General features: G+C 55.7%; 15 protein-coding genes and 1 riboswitch. Of the genes, 3 read left to right on the top strand and 12 right to left on the bottom strand.

What is annotated here, in order from left to right:
- Positions 1–10: 10 nt before the first annotated feature.
- The 10 genes from greA to ACE418_RS05435 form a co-directional block, all read right to left on the bottom strand.
- Positions 11–499 carry a transcription elongation factor GreA gene (gene greA / locus ACE418_RS05390; protein WP_416449650.1) on the bottom strand — a complete coding sequence of 163 codons (489 nt, stop codon included), beginning with the start codon at positions 497–499 and terminating at the stop codon, positions 11–13.
- 118 nt (positions 500–617) lie between these two features.
- Positions 618–1,604: a tRNA dihydrouridine synthase DusB gene (gene dusB, locus ACE418_RS05395; protein ID WP_416449651.1), complete on the bottom strand. Its 987-nt coding sequence runs from the start codon at positions 1,602–1,604 to the stop codon at positions 618–620.
- Positions 1,588–2,352 carry a type III pantothenate kinase gene (locus ACE418_RS05400; protein ID WP_302485022.1) on the bottom strand — a complete coding sequence of 255 codons (765 nt, stop codon included), beginning with the start codon at positions 2,350–2,352 and terminating at the stop codon, positions 1,588–1,590. The genes dusB and ACE418_RS05400 overlap by 17 nt, the downstream gene beginning before the upstream one ends.
- An 86-nt stretch (positions 2,353–2,438) precedes the next feature.
- Entirely contained in the window at positions 2,439–3,407 is a 969-nt protein-coding gene (locus tag ACE418_RS05405) for a biotin--[acetyl-CoA-carboxylase] ligase (protein ID WP_416449652.1), read from the bottom strand.
- 337 nt (positions 3,408–3,744) lie between these two features.
- On the bottom strand, positions 3,745–5,793 hold the full coding sequence (ftsH, locus tag ACE418_RS05410; protein ID WP_416449653.1) for an ATP-dependent zinc metalloprotease FtsH: 2,049 nt from the start codon (positions 5,791–5,793) through the stop codon (positions 3,745–3,747).
- A gap of 89 nt (positions 5,794–5,882) precedes the next feature.
- Positions 5,883–6,422: a hypoxanthine phosphoribosyltransferase gene (gene hpt / locus ACE418_RS05415; protein ID WP_416449654.1), complete on the bottom strand. Its 540-nt coding sequence runs from the start codon at positions 6,420–6,422 to the stop codon at positions 5,883–5,885.
- Positions 6,423–6,448: 26 nt separating this feature from the next.
- Entirely contained in the window at positions 6,449–7,441 is a 993-nt protein-coding gene (gene tilS, locus ACE418_RS05420; RefSeq protein WP_416449655.1) for a tRNA lysidine(34) synthetase TilS, read from the bottom strand.
- Complete coding sequence (locus ACE418_RS05425; RefSeq protein ID WP_416449656.1) at positions 7,438–8,361, bottom strand: Ppx/GppA phosphatase family protein; 924 nt, start codon at positions 8,359–8,361, stop codon at positions 7,438–7,440. Before ACE418_RS05425 ends, tilS begins: the two co-directional genes overlap by 4 nt.
- 86 nt (positions 8,362–8,447) lie before the next feature.
- A complete protein-coding gene (locus ACE418_RS05430) occupies positions 8,448–8,897 on the bottom strand; it encodes a S1 domain-containing RNA-binding protein (RefSeq protein WP_014015111.1) in 450 nt (149 codons plus the stop codon).
- Between the two features lie 108 nt (positions 8,898–9,005).
- On the bottom strand, positions 9,006–9,353 hold the full coding sequence (locus ACE418_RS05435) for an FtsB family cell division protein (protein ID WP_416449657.1): 348 nt from the start codon (positions 9,351–9,353) through the stop codon (positions 9,006–9,008).
- A 166-nt stretch (positions 9,354–9,519) separates the two neighbouring features.
- Between ACE418_RS05435 and ACE418_RS05440 the strand changes: the two genes are divergently transcribed.
- Together ACE418_RS05440 and ACE418_RS05445 are read left to right on the top strand one after the other, a co-directional pair.
- On the top strand, positions 9,520–10,923 hold the full coding sequence (locus ACE418_RS05440; RefSeq protein ID WP_416449658.1) for an FAD-binding oxidoreductase: 1,404 nt from the start codon (positions 9,520–9,522) through the stop codon (positions 10,921–10,923).
- 52 nt (positions 10,924–10,975) lie between these two features.
- A riboswitch (FMN riboswitch) is annotated at positions 10,976–11,107 on the top strand.
- 115 nt (positions 11,108–11,222) lie between these two features.
- Positions 11,223–12,440 (top strand): bifunctional 3,4-dihydroxy-2-butanone-4-phosphate synthase/GTP cyclohydrolase II, encoded by a 1,218-nt coding sequence (locus tag ACE418_RS05445; protein ID WP_416449659.1) that lies wholly within the window; start codon positions 11,223–11,225, stop codon positions 12,438–12,440.
- A gap of 194 nt (positions 12,441–12,634) precedes the next feature.
- On the opposite strand, the gene ACE418_RS05450 is transcribed toward ACE418_RS05445, so the two are convergent.
- Positions 12,635–13,297, bottom strand: coding sequence for a Crp/Fnr family transcriptional regulator (locus tag ACE418_RS05450; protein WP_416449660.1), 663 nt, complete (start codon positions 13,295–13,297; stop codon positions 12,635–12,637).
- A 123-nt stretch (positions 13,298–13,420) separates the two neighbouring features.
- Here ACE418_RS05450 and ACE418_RS05455 point away from each other — a divergent pair, with 123 nt between their 5' ends.
- Complete coding sequence (locus ACE418_RS05455) at positions 13,421–14,119, top strand: 4Fe-4S binding protein (RefSeq protein WP_416449661.1); 699 nt, start codon at positions 13,421–13,423, stop codon at positions 14,117–14,119.
- 235 nt (positions 14,120–14,354) lie between these two features.
- Here the strand turns inward: ACE418_RS05455 and ACE418_RS05460 are convergent, their stop codons facing one another.
- Positions 14,355–14,795 (bottom strand): Lrp/AsnC family transcriptional regulator, encoded by a 441-nt coding sequence (locus tag ACE418_RS05460; RefSeq protein ID WP_014015117.1) that lies wholly within the window; start codon positions 14,793–14,795, stop codon positions 14,355–14,357.
- Positions 14,796–14,908 lie beyond the last annotated feature (113 nt).

A 14,908-nucleotide genomic window follows, 5' to 3' on the forward strand; every position in this document is an offset into this window, starting at 1 on the left:
CTCCTAGGATTTATTCTGCATCAGGCGGCAAGATGCGGTATTTGATTTCACCTGCCGGTGCTTTGACGGTAACGACAGCCGGATTGGCAGCATCGATGACCTGGCCGAGAATGGCTTTCCCTACAGGAGATTCATTGGAAATACGGCCGTTGAACGGATCGGCTTCAGCCGTACCGACGACGGTGTAATCGAAGCGGTCCCCTGTTTCGGCATCTTCCAGGATGACTTTGGAACCGAGGCGGACTTTATCAGAACCATCATCGGTTTCTTTGATGATCTTAGCCGTGCGGATCTTGGCTTCCAGTTCGGCAATGCGGCCTTCGATGATGCCCTGTTCATTCTTGGCAGCATCGTATTCGGCGTTTTCGCTCAAGTCACCGAGGGCGATAGCTTCTTTGATGCGCTGAGAAATTTCAATACGGCGGACCGATTTCAATTCATTCAATTCATCTTGTAATTTCTGTAACCCTTCCTGGGTAATCAGCGTTTCGTTGGTCATGATATTGTGCTCCTCCTGCGATATAATCACGTTTCAATATTATATCTTTAATTTATACCGTACTCTTAATTATATGCACATCCGTCCCTTGTGTCAATAAAACAGCTATTTTCCTGCTTCAGCGCGCCTTATCCATCATATCGTGGACGACAGCCCGGAATTCATCAGCCGAGCCGGCCCGATTGATGCGTTCGCGGAGCGCCGCCGAGCCATAGAGGCCGTGGGTATACCACGAGGCGTGGGAGCGCATCTCCCGGACGCCGATGTACTCGCCTTTATAGGCCAGCAGGGCTTCAAAATGAGACAGCATCTGTTCATAGCGTTCCATAGCCGTCGGCGGCGGCAGGACTTCACCCGTCGCCAGATAATGACGTATCTGCGGGAAAACCCAGGGATTCCCCTGGGCGCCGCGGCCGACCATGACGGCACCACAGCCGGTCTGGCCCATCATGGCCGCAGCCGACGGGCCATCGACGACGTCGCCGTTGCCGATGACCGGGATGGATACGGCATCGACGACGGCTTTGATTTTCTGCCAGTCGGCCTTGCCGCTATAGAATTGTTCCCGCGTCCGGCCGTGGACGGTGACGGCAGCGGCGCCAGCCGCTTCCGCCCGTTTCGCCAGCTCCGGTGCCGTGAAAGAAGCGTCATCCCAGCCGGTGCGCATCTTGACCGTGACCGGGATGGACACGGCATGGACGACGGCGCGGATGACTTTCTCTGCCAGGGGCAGATTCTTCATCAGGGCCGAGCCATCGCCGTTCTTGACGACTTTCTTGACAGGGCAGCCCATATTGATGTCGACGATATCGGCACCGGCTTCTTCCACGACAGCCGCTGCCTGGGCCATGACGTCCGGATCCGAGCCGAAAATCTGCATGGACAGGGGATGTTCCCCGTCTTCGATGTGCAGCAGTTCTTCCGTGTGCTGGTTGCGGTAACGGATGCCCTGGGAGCTGACCATCTCCGCACAGACCAGGGCTGCCCCATAGCGGTGGGCGATGACCCGGTACGGCGCATCGCAGACGCCGGCCATAGGGGCCAGGATGACGGGCGCATCCAGTTCGACAGTCCCGATGGAAAAAGGCTTAATGGTTGCGGTCATAAATGATTCTCAACCCTTCCAGGGTCAGCATGGGTTCGACGACGTCGATGGCGTCCGTTGCCGGGGCGACGATGACAGCCAGGCCGCCCGTAGCGACGACTTTGGCCTTACAGCCCAATTCCTTGCGCATCCGGGCGACAATGCCGTCGACCTGGCCGACGAAGCCGTAGAAGACACCGGCCTGCATACTTTCGACCGTATTGCGGCAGATGACCTTATCCGTGCGGACGACTTCGATACGCGGCAATTTCGCCGTGCGCTGTACCAGGGCATCCGTAGAAATGCCGATGCCCGGGCAGATGGCACCGCCGAGATAGGTTCCCTTCTTGTCGACGGCACAGAACGTCGTCGCCGTGCCGAAATCGATGATGATGACTGGGCCGCCGAATTTTTCATAGGCTGCGACGGCGTTGACGATGCGGTCGGCCCCGACTTCACGGGGATTGTCGTATTTGATGTCCATGCCCGTCTTGACACCGGGTCCGATGACCAGCGGCGTCAGGCCGAAATAGCGCTGGCACATGCGTTCCAGCGTAGGCATGACCGGCGGGACGACGGACGAAATGATGATGGCATCGATTTCGTCAGAGTTGACGCCGTTCAAATAAAAGAGGTTGCGGATTAGGACGCCGTATTCATCGGTCGTCCGGAGGCGGTTCGTCGATACGCGCCAATGGTCCATGAGCTCTTTTCCCTTGAAAATGCCCAGGACAATATTTGTATTCCCTACATCAATGACTAATAGCATAACTTTATCTCCTGCCTACTTTAAGTTGATAATACGCCTATTATAATAACAGAGTTTGCCCCTCTTGAATAGTCTTTACAGTCAAATTAAGCCGGACGGACATGAATATCCCCTGCCAGGACGACTTCCACCCCTTCTGGCGTCGCGACGAGGAGATTTCCGTTCTCGTCGATGTCGACGGCTTTTCCAGAAAAGGTCTTGTCGATGGACGTGACCGTCACGTCCTGGCCCAGCATACAGGCCAGGGTCCGCCATTCGGCCAGAACCGGGCCGAAGCCCTGACGGCAGACCGTATCATAGAGCCGTTCCAGTTCAGACAGGATAGTCTGCAGCAGTCTGGCACGGCGGACGGGTACCCCTTCGATGGCAAAACTGGTGACAGTCCCCTTCAGGTCTTTGGGCAGATCCTTTTCCGTAATGCCCGTGTTGATGCCGATACCCATGATGATATAATTGACTTTTTCCGCCGAGCCGTTGAGTTCAGTCAGGATGCCCACCATCTTGCGGCCCTTGACCAGGATGTCGTTAGGCCACTTGATACCGCAGTCCTTCAAGCCGTGATGACGGATAGCCCGGGCCACGGCGACGGCAGCCAAGAGCGTCATCTTGGAGACTTCCATGGGCGGGATATTGGGCCGCAGGATCAGGGAAAACCAGACGCCCTTGGCAAAGGGCGACAAGAACGAGCGGTTGATGCGTCCCCGGCCGCCCGTCTGTTCTTCGGCGACGACGACCGTCCCTTCCGCAGCTCCTTCATCGGCCAGCTTCTTGGCAACGTTGTTCGTCGAGTCGACGCGTTCCCGGTAGATGATATGACGCCCCAGGACCTTCGTCGTAAGCCCTTCTCCGATAGCCTGTTCCGACAGCAGTTCCGGTGCTTCCCGCAGACAATAGCCTTTCTTGGTATACGACTCGATGACATAGCCCCGCTGTTTGAGGACGCGGATGTGCTTCCATACCGCCGTCCGGGAAATACCGAGCTGTTCAGAAATCTGCTGGCCCGATACGAATTCATCTTTATGCTGTATCAAAAAATCGAGAATGTCTTGTCTCATAGCAATCACCCCTGCCGCTGCCCCTGGCAGCATCCATTCAAAAAAAAGCGCTACTCCTAGCGCAGAACCTACCTATTCTATGTAGAAATTGTAACATAAACGATAACCCTGTCAAGGGGAGGCTGGGGGGTTAGGGGTTAGTGGCTCGTGGTTAGTGGTTAGTGGCTCGTGGCTAGCAGTCAGCTAGTGGCCCGTAGAAAGAATTTCCAAATATCCAGCGGATTGCCTACGTAGCGTTCCCTTTAAATTTAAAACCATCCGCTAACAACTAGCTACTAGCCACTAGCAACGTAAAAGGGTTTGTCGTCATGCGACAAACCCTTTTTTCACTTGTTTCCTATTTTTCTTCGTCAGCCTTTTTTTCTTCTTCGTCTTTATCGGTCAGGCCTGTTGTCAGGCCGCCTTTGGGGACGGGGTTGCCCCAGGGGCTGATCTGTACTTCTGTCTGTTCGGCTTTGGGAGCTGCCGGGGCAGGAGTTTCTTCTTTAGCTGCCGGGACGGCTTCGGGATCCGCTGCCGTGTCCGGTGTTCCGGCTTCTGCCGTCACAGCCGGCTTTTCTCCGGCTTCTTCCTTAGCGTCCTGCGGCCCTTCCAAGGTGCCGTATTTGACCAGGTTATCGACTTGCTGATGGTTGATCGTTTCGACTTCCATCAGGGCGTTAGCCATATTCTTCAGCGTATCCAGGTGTTCCCGCAGCATGTGGAGCACGTCGGCATAGGCTTCGGATACGGTATCGTGCATTTCCTTGTCGATGAGTTCGGCTACGCTTTCGCCATAATTGCGTTCGTGGCCCAGGCTCTTGCCGAGGAAGACCTGGTCCTGCTGTTCGCCGAAGACCATGGGGCCCAGTTTCGGGCTCATGCCCAGGCGGGTGATCATCTGGCGGGCGATGCGGGTGACGCTCTGCAAGTCGCCAGAAGCACCGCTGCTGATTTCGTTGAAGACGATTTCTTCCGCAGCCCGGCCGCCGAGGGCGACGCGGATCTGTGCCAGGTAATACGACTTCGTTTCATACGACCGGTCTTCTTCCGGCAGCATCATGGTATAGCCGCCAGCCCGGCCGCGCGGGATGATGGTGACCTTGTGGACCGGATCGGCATCAGGCAGGAGATACGCGATGAGGGCGTGGCCCGATTCATGGACCGCCGTCAGGCGTTTTTCCTTATCGCTGATGACATGGCTGCGGCGTTCCGGACCGAAGCAGACTTTTTCACTGGCTTCTTCCAGTTCAGCCATGTTGATGACTTTCTTATTGGCCCGGGCTGCCAAGAGGGCTGCTTCATTGAGCAGGTTGCCCAAGTCGGCCCCAGTAAAGCCCGGCGTCTTCTTGGCGATGACGTCGAGGTCGACATCCTTGCCGAGGGGCTTGCCTTTGGCATGGACGTCGAGGATAGCCCGGCGGCCGCGCAGGTCTGGTCGGTCGACGGTGATCTGCCGGTCGAAACGGCCCGGACGGAGGAGCGCCGGGTCGAGGATATCCGGACGGTTGGTCGCAGCGATGGTGATGATACCTTCATTGGAACCAAAGCCATCCATTTCGACCAGGAGCTGGTTCAGCGTCTGTTCCCGTTCGTCATGACCGCCGCCAAGACCAGCACCGCGCTGGCGGCCGACGGCATCGATTTCGTCGATGAAGACGATACAGGGCGCGTTCTTCTTGGCCTGGGTGAACAAATCGCGGACACGGGAAGCACCGACACCGACGAACATTTCGACGAAGTCGGAACCGCTGATGCTGAAGAAGGGGACACCGGCTTCGCCGGCTACGGCACGGGCCAGGAGGGTCTTGCCGGTCCCCGGAGGGCCGAAGAGGAGCACCCCTTTGGGTATCTTGGCGCCAATGGCATTATACTTGCTGGGGTTACGCAGGAATTCGACGATTTCCGCCAGTTCCTCCTTCGCTTCGTCTTCACCAGCAACGTCTTTAAAGGTAACCTTGATCTTACCTTCCCCGTGCATCTTGGCATGGCTCTTGCCGAAGTTCATGACCCGGCCGCCGCCGCCCTGTGTCTGCTGCATGATGAAGAACCAGACGGCAATGAGGACCAGGATTGGCAGGACTGCTGTCAGCATGTTCATCCACCACGAAGGCTGTTCGGGCGGTTTGGCGATGATGTTGACATCAGCATCGCGCAGTGCCGGCAAGAGTGCCGAATCGGTCGGGGCGTAGGAGGTAAAGGATGTTCCGTCTTTCAGCTGGCCGACGATAGCATGGTCAGCTGTAATCTGGACGGCATCGACTTTTTTCTGCTGCACCTGACTCATGAAATTCGTGTAAGAGATTTCCGATTTATCTGTCTTACTGCTCGTAAAGGCATCTATGATCGATACGGCGACGATGATGATGAGTAAGTATAAACTTACATTCCGCACAAATTTACTCAAAATATGGCTCCTTTCACTTAATTTATGATAATGCTTTTTTATTCCAACCAATACAGTCTTATATTACCACACTTCTTCTAAAGCAACAACTACTTGGAATATACTTCTTCTTTCAAAATGCCAATGTACGGCAGGTTGCGATAACGGCTGTCATAGTCGAGGCCATAGCCGACGACGAAGGCATCGGGGATTTCAAAACCGTTGTAATCGACAGGGACTTCGACCTGGCGGCGGGCCGGCTTGCTGAGGAGTGTTGCCAGTTTGACCGAGCGGGCCCCCCGTTCCTTGAGCATGGGGACGAGATGGCTCAAGGTGACGCCGGTATCGATGATGTCTTCGACGATGAGTACATCTTTATCCTTGACGTCGTTGTCAAGGTCCTTGCGGATCTTGAGGACGCCAGACGACGTCGTCGACGAGCCATAGCTGGAACAGCTCATGAAGTCGAAGTAGACCGGGCCGTCGATGCAGCGGGCCAGGTCGGTGAAAAAGGTGACGGCCCCTTTGAGGATGCCGCACATGAGGATGGTTCTGCCGGCATAATCCTTGGTGATCTGTGCGCCCAGTTCGCGGACGCGGGCTGCGATCTGTTCTTCTGTCAATAAAATTTCTTTGATATCCTGATGCATCTTGTTTTCCTCCGTGAAAAAGTGAATTACCGCTGCCGTCCCCGACGGGGAACGGCAGGCCCCAGGCAGAGGGCTGTCCGGGTCGTATAAGCACAGGCCCGGCCGCACTGGAACTGTTTCCCAGCTCCTTTGGCGGCCAGGTCCCGTATGGTTTCAACATAATGAAAAGGCAGGTCCTGACGAGAGCCCGTCGCTTCCTGCCACAAGCGGCGGATGAGGCGCCGCTGCATGGCCAGCGGCTGGGCCAGCAGGCGTTTTTTGTCTAAAGCCGGCACGGCTCCGGGAAGGACGAGCTGCCCATAGCGCACTTTGGCAGCGTCGTCCAGAAAGGCTTCGTCAGCTCTGACGATATCGGCCAGGCGGTTCAAATCTGCCGTAATGGCCGGGTTATAGGCCTGCAGCTGCGGCAGCAGATCCAGCCGTATCCGGTTGCGGCCGTAGCGCCGGCTGTCATTGGTTTCGTCGTGACAGACCGGAAGCTGACGTTCTGCGGCATAAGCCGCCAGCTCCGCCTTGGTCAGCGTCAGGAGCGGCCGGATGATGTCGCCCCGCCGGGGAGCCATGCCGCAGAGGCCGTCGAGGCCGCTGCCGCGCAGGAGATGGAGCAGCACCGTTTCGGCCTGGTCATCGGCGTGATGGGCCACGGCAATGCGGTCGGCGCCGCAGGCCCGGGCCGTTTCCCGCAGGATGCGGTAGCGTTCGCGCCGGCCGACAGCTTCTTCGGAAGCTTTTTCCTGCCGGGCCAGGGCCGGCACGTCGACGTACTGCCAGGCAAAGCCGCAATGGCGGCGCACGGCTTCGCGCCGTACCAGGCCGACTTCCCCATCAGCAGCCTGGCGGATGCCGTGATGGACGTAGCAGGCCGTCAAAGTCAGCCTATATAACGGGGCCAGGCGGCTCAGTATATCCAGCAGGGCCAATGAATCGGGACCGCCGGAACAGGCGACGACGATGGCACTGCCCGGCTGCCACAGGCCGTGCTGCCTGCCGTAATCGTCTACGCGGCCGACGAGGGTCACGACTGGCGATCCCGGGAGTTCCAGGCCGCATCATGGAAGGAATGGCGGAAAAATACGCCTTCCATGAGATCCCGTTCGCTGACGGTGATGGCCGGGATGTGATAGCGCTGGAGAAAGGATTTGGCAATAAGCAGGCCGGCGACGATGATATCACTGCGCTTGGGCTGCAGACCCGGTACGTGGCGCCGTTCTTCCGGCGTCATGGCCTGGAGGCGTTCGATGTGGCCGCACAGGGCTTCATAGGAAACGCGATGACCTTCGACTTTCTTGGCATCATAGACGGCCAGCTGCAAATCCATCGCCGCCAAGGTCGTCAGCGTCCCGCCGACGCCGATGAGCAGGTCCGGCTGGACCTGCATGGGCAGCCATTCCTGATGACAGCGGTTTTCCAGATGGGCGACAGCCTGATGGCTCATGACTTCCCCCCGTGTGAAGCGCACAGCCCCCATGGGGTAGCTGTGGGACCAGCACAGGTCGCCGCCGCGGCCGACGGCGACTTCGCTGCTGCCGCCGCCGATGTCGATGACGGCAGCCATCACATCGGGACTGAGCGAAGCCGTGGCCCCGGTGAAACTGAGCGATGCTTCTTCCAGGCCCGAAATGGCCCGGCAGTGCCAGCCAAAGCGGGCCCGCACTTCGGCCAGGAAGGCCTGGCCGTCGACGGCTTCGCGGACGGCACTGGTCGCTACCGCACAGACCGGGACGCCTGTCAGCTGCGCTTTCCAGCCTTCCATGGCCGCAAAGGACGCTTCCATCCCTGCCGGTGACAAATGATGTGTTTCATCGATATCTTTTCCCAGCCGCGTCGTCGCCAGTTCTTTCGGCGAAAAGATCCACGTGCCCGGGACTTCCTGCCAGCCTGTCATGAGGCGCAGGGAGTTGGAGCCGATGTCGATGACTGCATACTTCTGATACTCCATATCTGCTCCTTTCCATAAACGTAAAAAGACGCTGTCTTTGTGCAACAGCGCCCTTCTTTTTTTACCTTCCGCTATTCAATACGCACTCAATCAGCATGGCGCGCACCGCGGCCGCCGCGTTTCGATTCCGTATTGCGCTTCAAATCCATCAGGCGTTCATCGCTTTCCTTCAGGAATTTGCTGAGCCGGTCTTCAAAAGACAGCGAGCCCGACGAACGGCGCGAATCAAAGCCGTTATGCTGGCGGAATTCATGTTTCTGCCGAAAATCGCGTTTCGGGCGGAATTCTTTCTTTTCCGGCGCCGGCTGGGTCTGTTTGATAGACAGGGCGATCTTTCCCTTATCGTCTACAGACAACACTTTGACGTTGACCTTGTCTCGAACTTTCAAAAAATCATTTACATCTTTGACATACTCATTAGCGACTTCAGAAATATGTACAAGACCTACTTTCTTATCCGGAAGCTCTACGAATGCGCCAAATTTTGTGATTCCTGTAACGGTACCTTCCATCACACTGCCTACTTCGATTGTCATGCTGTTTTAATTTCCTCCTTGTAATATCAGCATTACTGCTAAACGTATACAGCCATTATACTCATAAATGCCAAAAAATTCAATCATCAAAATACAAAATATAGGGAATCACGGCTTATAGGGAATTTCATCGGGCTTGGCCAGGCCGAACTGTTCGCGCGCTTCCCGGGCGATTTCATCGGGATCGTTCAGCTTGTCACGCCGTTCCCGGAGCCGGAGATTTTCGTCGCGCAAGGTCTGTTCCTGCTGCAGGGTCTGATTCATGTCATCATGGATTTCCCACAGCCGGTAGAGGCGGACGCCGATGAGATAGAAGCCGGCGACGACGATGGCTATGAGGATAAGATTGTACCAGCTTATCTGCCGGAGCCGGATGAGCAGCCCTGAACGGCGCTTCCTGGGAACCTTGCGGCGCTTCTTCCTGCGCCGAGGCTGGCGATACTGCTTGGTTTCCACCCAATCACCCTTTCTAAAGAATAAGAGACTGAAAAAAGTCTTACTCTATAGTATACCGTGCTTTGATGGCAAGATAAAGTTTTTTTGTAAAATTCCTTTTAAAATAAGCAGTAGTTATATATAATAGAGGCACGACATTTGTATCTTATTCCGAGGGGGAACCTTTATGCACTATGAAAAAATAACGACAGAAATCCTGGAAAAATTAAAGGCCATCGTCGGCCCGAAAGACGTCGTCACCGACGCCGATGCCATGCAGCCCTATTCCCATGACGAAGTGACCGACCCGGCTTATCACCACATGCCCGAAGCCGTCGTCTTTGCCGAAACGGCCCAGCAGGTCAGCGCCATCATCAAGCTGGCCAACGCCTGCCACTTCCCTGTCGTCCCCCGCGGGGCCGGCACGGGCCTGGCTTGCGGCGCCGTCCCGGAATACGGCGGCATCGTCTTGTCGCTGGAAAAGATGAACAAGATCCTGGAAATCAATGAAGACGGTCTCTATGCCGTCGTCGAACCGGGCGTGCGCACGTCGGACCTGCAGGAAGCAGCGGAAAAGAAAGGTCTCTTCTACGCCGGCGACCCGTGCAGCGGTGATTCGTGCTTCATCGGCGGCAACATCGCCACCAATGCCGGCGGCAACCGGGCCGTCAAATACGGGACGACGCGCCACCAGGTATACAGCGTGGAAGTCGTCAATCCTACCGGGCGCATCGTCAACCTCGGCGCGCGCCTGCAGAAACAGTCGACAGGCTATTCCCTGGACCAGCTGGTCATCGGCTCCGAGGGGACGCTGGGCATCATCACCAAGGCGACGCTGAAGCTCCTGCCCAAGCCGAAATACGCCCTCGACCTGCTGGCCATCTTCGACGACCGCCGCCAGGCAATGGGCGTCGTCACCAAGATCATCAAGGCCGGCATCACGCCGACGTGCGTCGAATTCATGGACAACATCACCATCAAATCCGTCGAAAAATACCTCAATGAAAGCCTCCAGGGCAGCGACAACGGCAACTACGTCATCGTCGAAGTCGAAGGGACCAGTGACGACGACCTGGACGACAAGGCCGTCGTCCTCGACGAAGTCTGCACGGAAAACGGGGCATCGTCGGTCCTCGTCGCCGACCACAACAAGATCTGGCAGGCCCGCAAGGCCTTTGCCGAAGCCGTCCGTGCCGAAAGCCTCATCGTCTGCAAAGAAGACGTCGTCGTCCCGGTTGACCAGGAAGCGGCCCTCCTCGATGAAATCCTGCGCCTGGCCAAGAAATATCATTTAGTCACCCGCATCGCCAGTCATGCCGGCGACGGCAACATCCACCTGAACATCCTCAAAAACGAAGACGCTACCTATGAAGACTGGGACCAGCGGGTCAAGGCCAACCAGCAGGAACTGTACAAGTTCATCTATGCCCACGGCGGCCGCCTGTCCGGCGAACACGGCATCGGCTACAAGCGCAAGCACTTGATGGAAGAATTCACCGATCCGGGCGAACTGGAAATGATGAAAGCCATCAAGAAGGCCCTCGATCCGAACGACATCCTCAACCCGGGGAAAATCTTCGACGTCGACTAACTTGCAAAAATCGCTGCTACCGTGTATAATACATAACAGAACTGAATAAAACGTATATCTTCAGGGCAGGGTGAAATTCCCGATCGGCGGTATAGTCCGCGAACGCTACGGCGTAGGAGCCATTGGCTCGTGATTTGGTGCAATTCCAAAACCGACAGTATAGTCTGGATGGAAGAAGATGTGGCGTGCTGTCTTTTCAGCGTGCCTTTCCTTGCATGTCAAAGCCCTGTGCCTTACCGCCAGGGCTTTTTAAGTACCACCAAACTATCAACAATACAGACTTTAAGGAGGTCTTTATTTTGACTACAGAAAAACGCAAATTCAACACCATCGAAGAAGCATTGGAAGAATTACAGGCCGGCCACGTCATCATCGTCACCGATGACCCGGACCGCGAAAACGAAGGCGACTTCATCTGCGCCGCCCAGTACTGCACGACAGAAAACATGAACTTCATGGCCAGCCACGGCAAGGGCCTGATCTGCATGCCCATGAGCATCGAATACGCCCATAAGCTCGGCCTGCCCCAGATGGTCAGCGAAAATACAGATAACCACGAAACGGCCTTCACCGTTTCCATCGACCACGTCGACACGACGACGGGTATCTCCGCTGTCGAACGCGCCCTGACAGCCCGCAAATGTGCTGAAGAATCGGCTCGTCCCGAAGATTTCCGCCGTCCTGGCCACAACTTCCCCCTCGTCGCCAAACGCGGCGGCGTCCTGACTCGCAACGGCCATACAGAAGCTACGGTCGACCTCCTGCGCCTGGCAGGCCTCAAACAGGTCGGCCTGTGCTGCGAAATCATGGCCGATGACGGCACGATGATGCGCACACCGGACCTCTGGAAAATCGCCGATGAATACGGCCTGAAATTCATCACCATCCACGATCTCCAGAACTACTGCCGCCGCCACGATAAACACGTCATCCGCGAAGCCGTCGCCAAGATGCCGACGAAATACGGCGATTTCAAGATCTACGGCTACGTCAACGACCTGACCGGTGAACACCACGTCGCCCTGGTCAAAGGGGAAATCGGCGACGGTAAGAACCTCTTGTGCCGCGTCCATTCCGAATGCCTCACAGGCGACGTCTTCGGCTCCCGCCGCTGCGACTGCGGTGAACAGCTGGCAGCAGCCCTCACGCAGATCAACGCCGAAGGCCGGGGCATCCTTCTCTACATGCGCCAGGAAGGCCGCGGCATCGGCCTCATCAACAAACTCAAAGCCTATGTCCTCCAGGAACAGGGCTATGACACAGTAGAAGCCAACGAAAAACTCGGCTTCGCTCCGGATCTGCGCGAATACTGGATCGGTGCCCAGATCCTTCAGGACATGGGCGCTAAAGAAATCCGCCTGCTCACCAACAACCCGGAAAAAATCTACGGCCTCGAAGGCTTCGGCGTCGAAATCGTAGAACGCGTCCCCATCGAAATGAAACCGCAGAAATTCGACGAATTCTACTTGGAAACGAAAAAGAATAAAATGGGCCACATCCTCCCCCATTTGCATTAAAAGCGAGGAAAAAAGGCGCTGTCCCATGAAGACAGCGCCTTTTTTAGTGGTTAGTGGTTAGTGGTTAGTGGTTAGTGGCTCTCCTTATAGGAGAGCTGTCAGCGAAGCTGACTGAGAGGTTGCTCTTTCAGCATGTGGTTCGTAGTTCGTAGGGGCCGTCCTGTAAAGGCGGCCCGCCATTTTCCTTAATGGTTCTATTGCAGCAAAGTGAATTTGTCCTTATGGTAATCGATGAGGCCTTCTTTTTTCATCTTGCTCAGTTCGGCCGACAAGGCACTGCGGTCGACGGAGAGGAAGTCGGCCATCTGCTGGCGGTTGAAGGGCAGGATGAAGGTGGACTTCCCTTTTTTCCGGGCCAGGTCGGACAAATAGAGCATGATTTTCTGGCGCGTCGAGCGCTGGGTCAGGTAGCGTATCTTTTCCGTAAGGAGGCGGTTCTTTTCAGACATCAGGGCCAGGAGATTGCCCATGAAACGGGCCTGAGCCGGTGTCAGGACCTGACCGGCATGGAGGACGTTGCCGACATAGATCTGCATGATGACCGTATCCGCTGCGGCGACGACATCGACTGTCGCCGGCGAGTCGGGCAGACAGGCAAAGGCTTCGCCGAAAAAGAAGCCTGCCGGAATCTGGGAAAGGATATTGCGGTTCCCCCAGTAATCTTCCTGGATGATGTGGACCGCCCCTTCCAGGACCAGGCCGATATAGGGGACGGCATCGCCGGAATAAAAGAGGAATTCTCCTTTCTCATATTTCTTCTTACGCACCTTCAAGCGCTGCAAGAGCGGCAGGACATCGGCTTCGGCCACGCCGTGGAAAAGCGGCGACGTTTCAATGAGGGACAGATATTGTTCCATGGAAAGACCTCCCAAGAAAAGATAATAGTTGGAAAAACAACAGCCAATTCTCGCTCCATAGGGTATACTAAGACCATAAAGGTCCCAAACCAGTTTGATTCATGTAACACGATGGAGGAAATTATGATACGTAAAATTATACAGATTGATTCGGAAAAATGCAATGGCTGCGGCGCCTGCGCCACGGCCTGTCACGAAGGGGCTATCGCCATGGTCGACGGCAAGGCCCGCCTCATGCGCGATGATTATTGCGACGGTCTGGGCGACTGCCTGCCCCATTGCCCGACGGATGCCATCACCTTTGTTGAACGCGAAGCCGCTGCCTATGACGAAGAAGCCGTAAAGCAGCACATGGCCGCTCAGGGAAGAGTCTACACCGGCCGCTGTCCCGGCAGCCAGGCCCGCCGCCTCGCGGACACACCGAAAGGCGCTGGTGAAATCCCTGCCGGACCGTCTATTTCCCGCCTGAGCCAGTGGCCAGTCCAGATCAAGCTCGTACCGCCTCATACGCCTTATTTCAACGGTGCCAGCCTGCTCATCGCTGCCGACTGCACGGCCTATGCCTACGCCCGCTTCCACGAAGATTTCATCAAGGGCCGCATCACCCTCATCGGCTGCCCGAAACTCGACAACATCGACTACGCTGAAAAATTGACAGAAATCCTTCGCCAGAACGATATCCATGACGTCACCCTAGTCCGCATGGAAGTCCCATGCTGCGGCGGCCTGGAAATGGCTGCCAAAAAAGCCCTCGCCCAGAGCGGCAAGGACATCCCCTTCAAGGTTCACATCATCAGCCTCGACGGGAAGATAAAAGGATAGTAAAAAGGGCTTGTCGCACGACGACAAGCCCTTTAAAGTGGTTAGTGGCTAGCAGTTAGTTGTTAGCGAATGGCTTTAAATTTAACGGTCTTTTCTGAAAACTACAAACTCCGTGCTACAAACTATAAAGTAAAAGGGACCTCGTATGATGGCAGAATCCTTCGTGCGACAGTCCCTTTTTATCGTAGGGGCCGTCCCAAAGGGCGGCCCCTACTAGCTACGAACCACGACGCTCTTACACATTCCATTCTTCCTTCAGTGTCGACAGGCACATGAAGGTCTGAGACGAGGCGACCGTCGGGATTTCGTTCAATACCTGCATGAGGAAGTGTTCCAGGTCATCCGGTGTCTTGACCAGTACTTTCAGCAAGTAGTCAAAGGCGCCGACGACGTGGTGACATTCCAGGACTTCCGGATACTGGACGATCTTCGAGCGGAATTCTTCGACATCGCCAGAGCGTTCGAGGTTGACCATGATGAAAGCCGTCACGTTATAACCGGTTTTGCGGCGGCTGATCTTGGCACCGTAGCCTTCGATGATGCCATTGTGTTCCATCTTGCGGATGCGTTCGGCGACAGCCGGGATGGACAGGCCGACAACCTTGCTGATTTCCGTAGCCGAAGCTTTGCCATTGTGTTTGAGTATCGTTAAAATTTTGTCATCGATATGATCCATATGTAGATACTACCCTCCATAATTTCTAAAATTTACATATCTATTATCTTACAAACGAATGAAAAAGTAAATAGACTTAAAGATATTAATTTTTTTTCTGCTATACTTTTTAC

It is taken from the genome of Megasphaera jansseni (assembly GCF_047974155.1).
Lineage (GTDB): Bacteria > Bacillota > Negativicutes > Veillonellales > Megasphaeraceae > Megasphaera.

Excerpts from the sequence above, each read along its gene's own strand:
- ACE418_RS05405 (WP_416449652.1), bottom strand. The coding sequence starts at position 3,407 with ATGAGACAAGACATTCTCGATTTTTTGATACAGCATAAAGATGAATTC.
- ACE418_RS05460 (WP_014015117.1), bottom strand. The coding sequence starts at position 14,795 with ATGGATCATATCGATGACAAAATTTTAACGATACTCAAACACAATGGC.
- ACE418_RS05450 (WP_416449660.1), bottom strand. The coding sequence starts at position 13,297 with ATGGAACAATATCTGTCCCTCATTGAAACGTCGCCGCTTTTCCACGGC.
- ACE418_RS05430 (WP_014015111.1), bottom strand. The coding sequence starts at position 8,897 with ATGACAATCGAAGTAGGCAGTGTGATGGAAGGTACCGTTACAGGAATC.
- ACE418_RS05400 (WP_302485022.1), bottom strand. The coding sequence starts at position 2,352 with ATGCTATTAGTCATTGATGTAGGGAATACAAATATTGTCCTGGGCATT.
- greA (WP_416449650.1), bottom strand. The coding sequence starts at position 499 with ATGACCAACGAAACGCTGATTACCCAGGAAGGGTTACAGAAATTACAA.
- ACE418_RS05440 (WP_416449658.1), top strand. The coding sequence starts at position 9,520 with ATGCACTATGAAAAAATAACGACAGAAATCCTGGAAAAATTAAAGGCC.
- ACE418_RS05455 (WP_416449661.1), top strand. The coding sequence starts at position 13,421 with ATGATACGTAAAATTATACAGATTGATTCGGAAAAATGCAATGGCTGC.
- ACE418_RS05425 (WP_416449656.1), bottom strand. The coding sequence starts at position 8,361 with ATGGAGTATCAGAAGTATGCAGTCATCGACATCGGCTCCAACTCCCTG.
- hpt (WP_416449654.1), bottom strand. The coding sequence starts at position 6,422 with ATGCATCAGGATATCAAAGAAATTTTATTGACAGAAGAACAGATCGCA.
- dusB (WP_416449651.1), bottom strand. The coding sequence starts at position 1,604 with ATGACCGCAACCATTAAGCCTTTTTCCATCGGGACTGTCGAACTGGAT.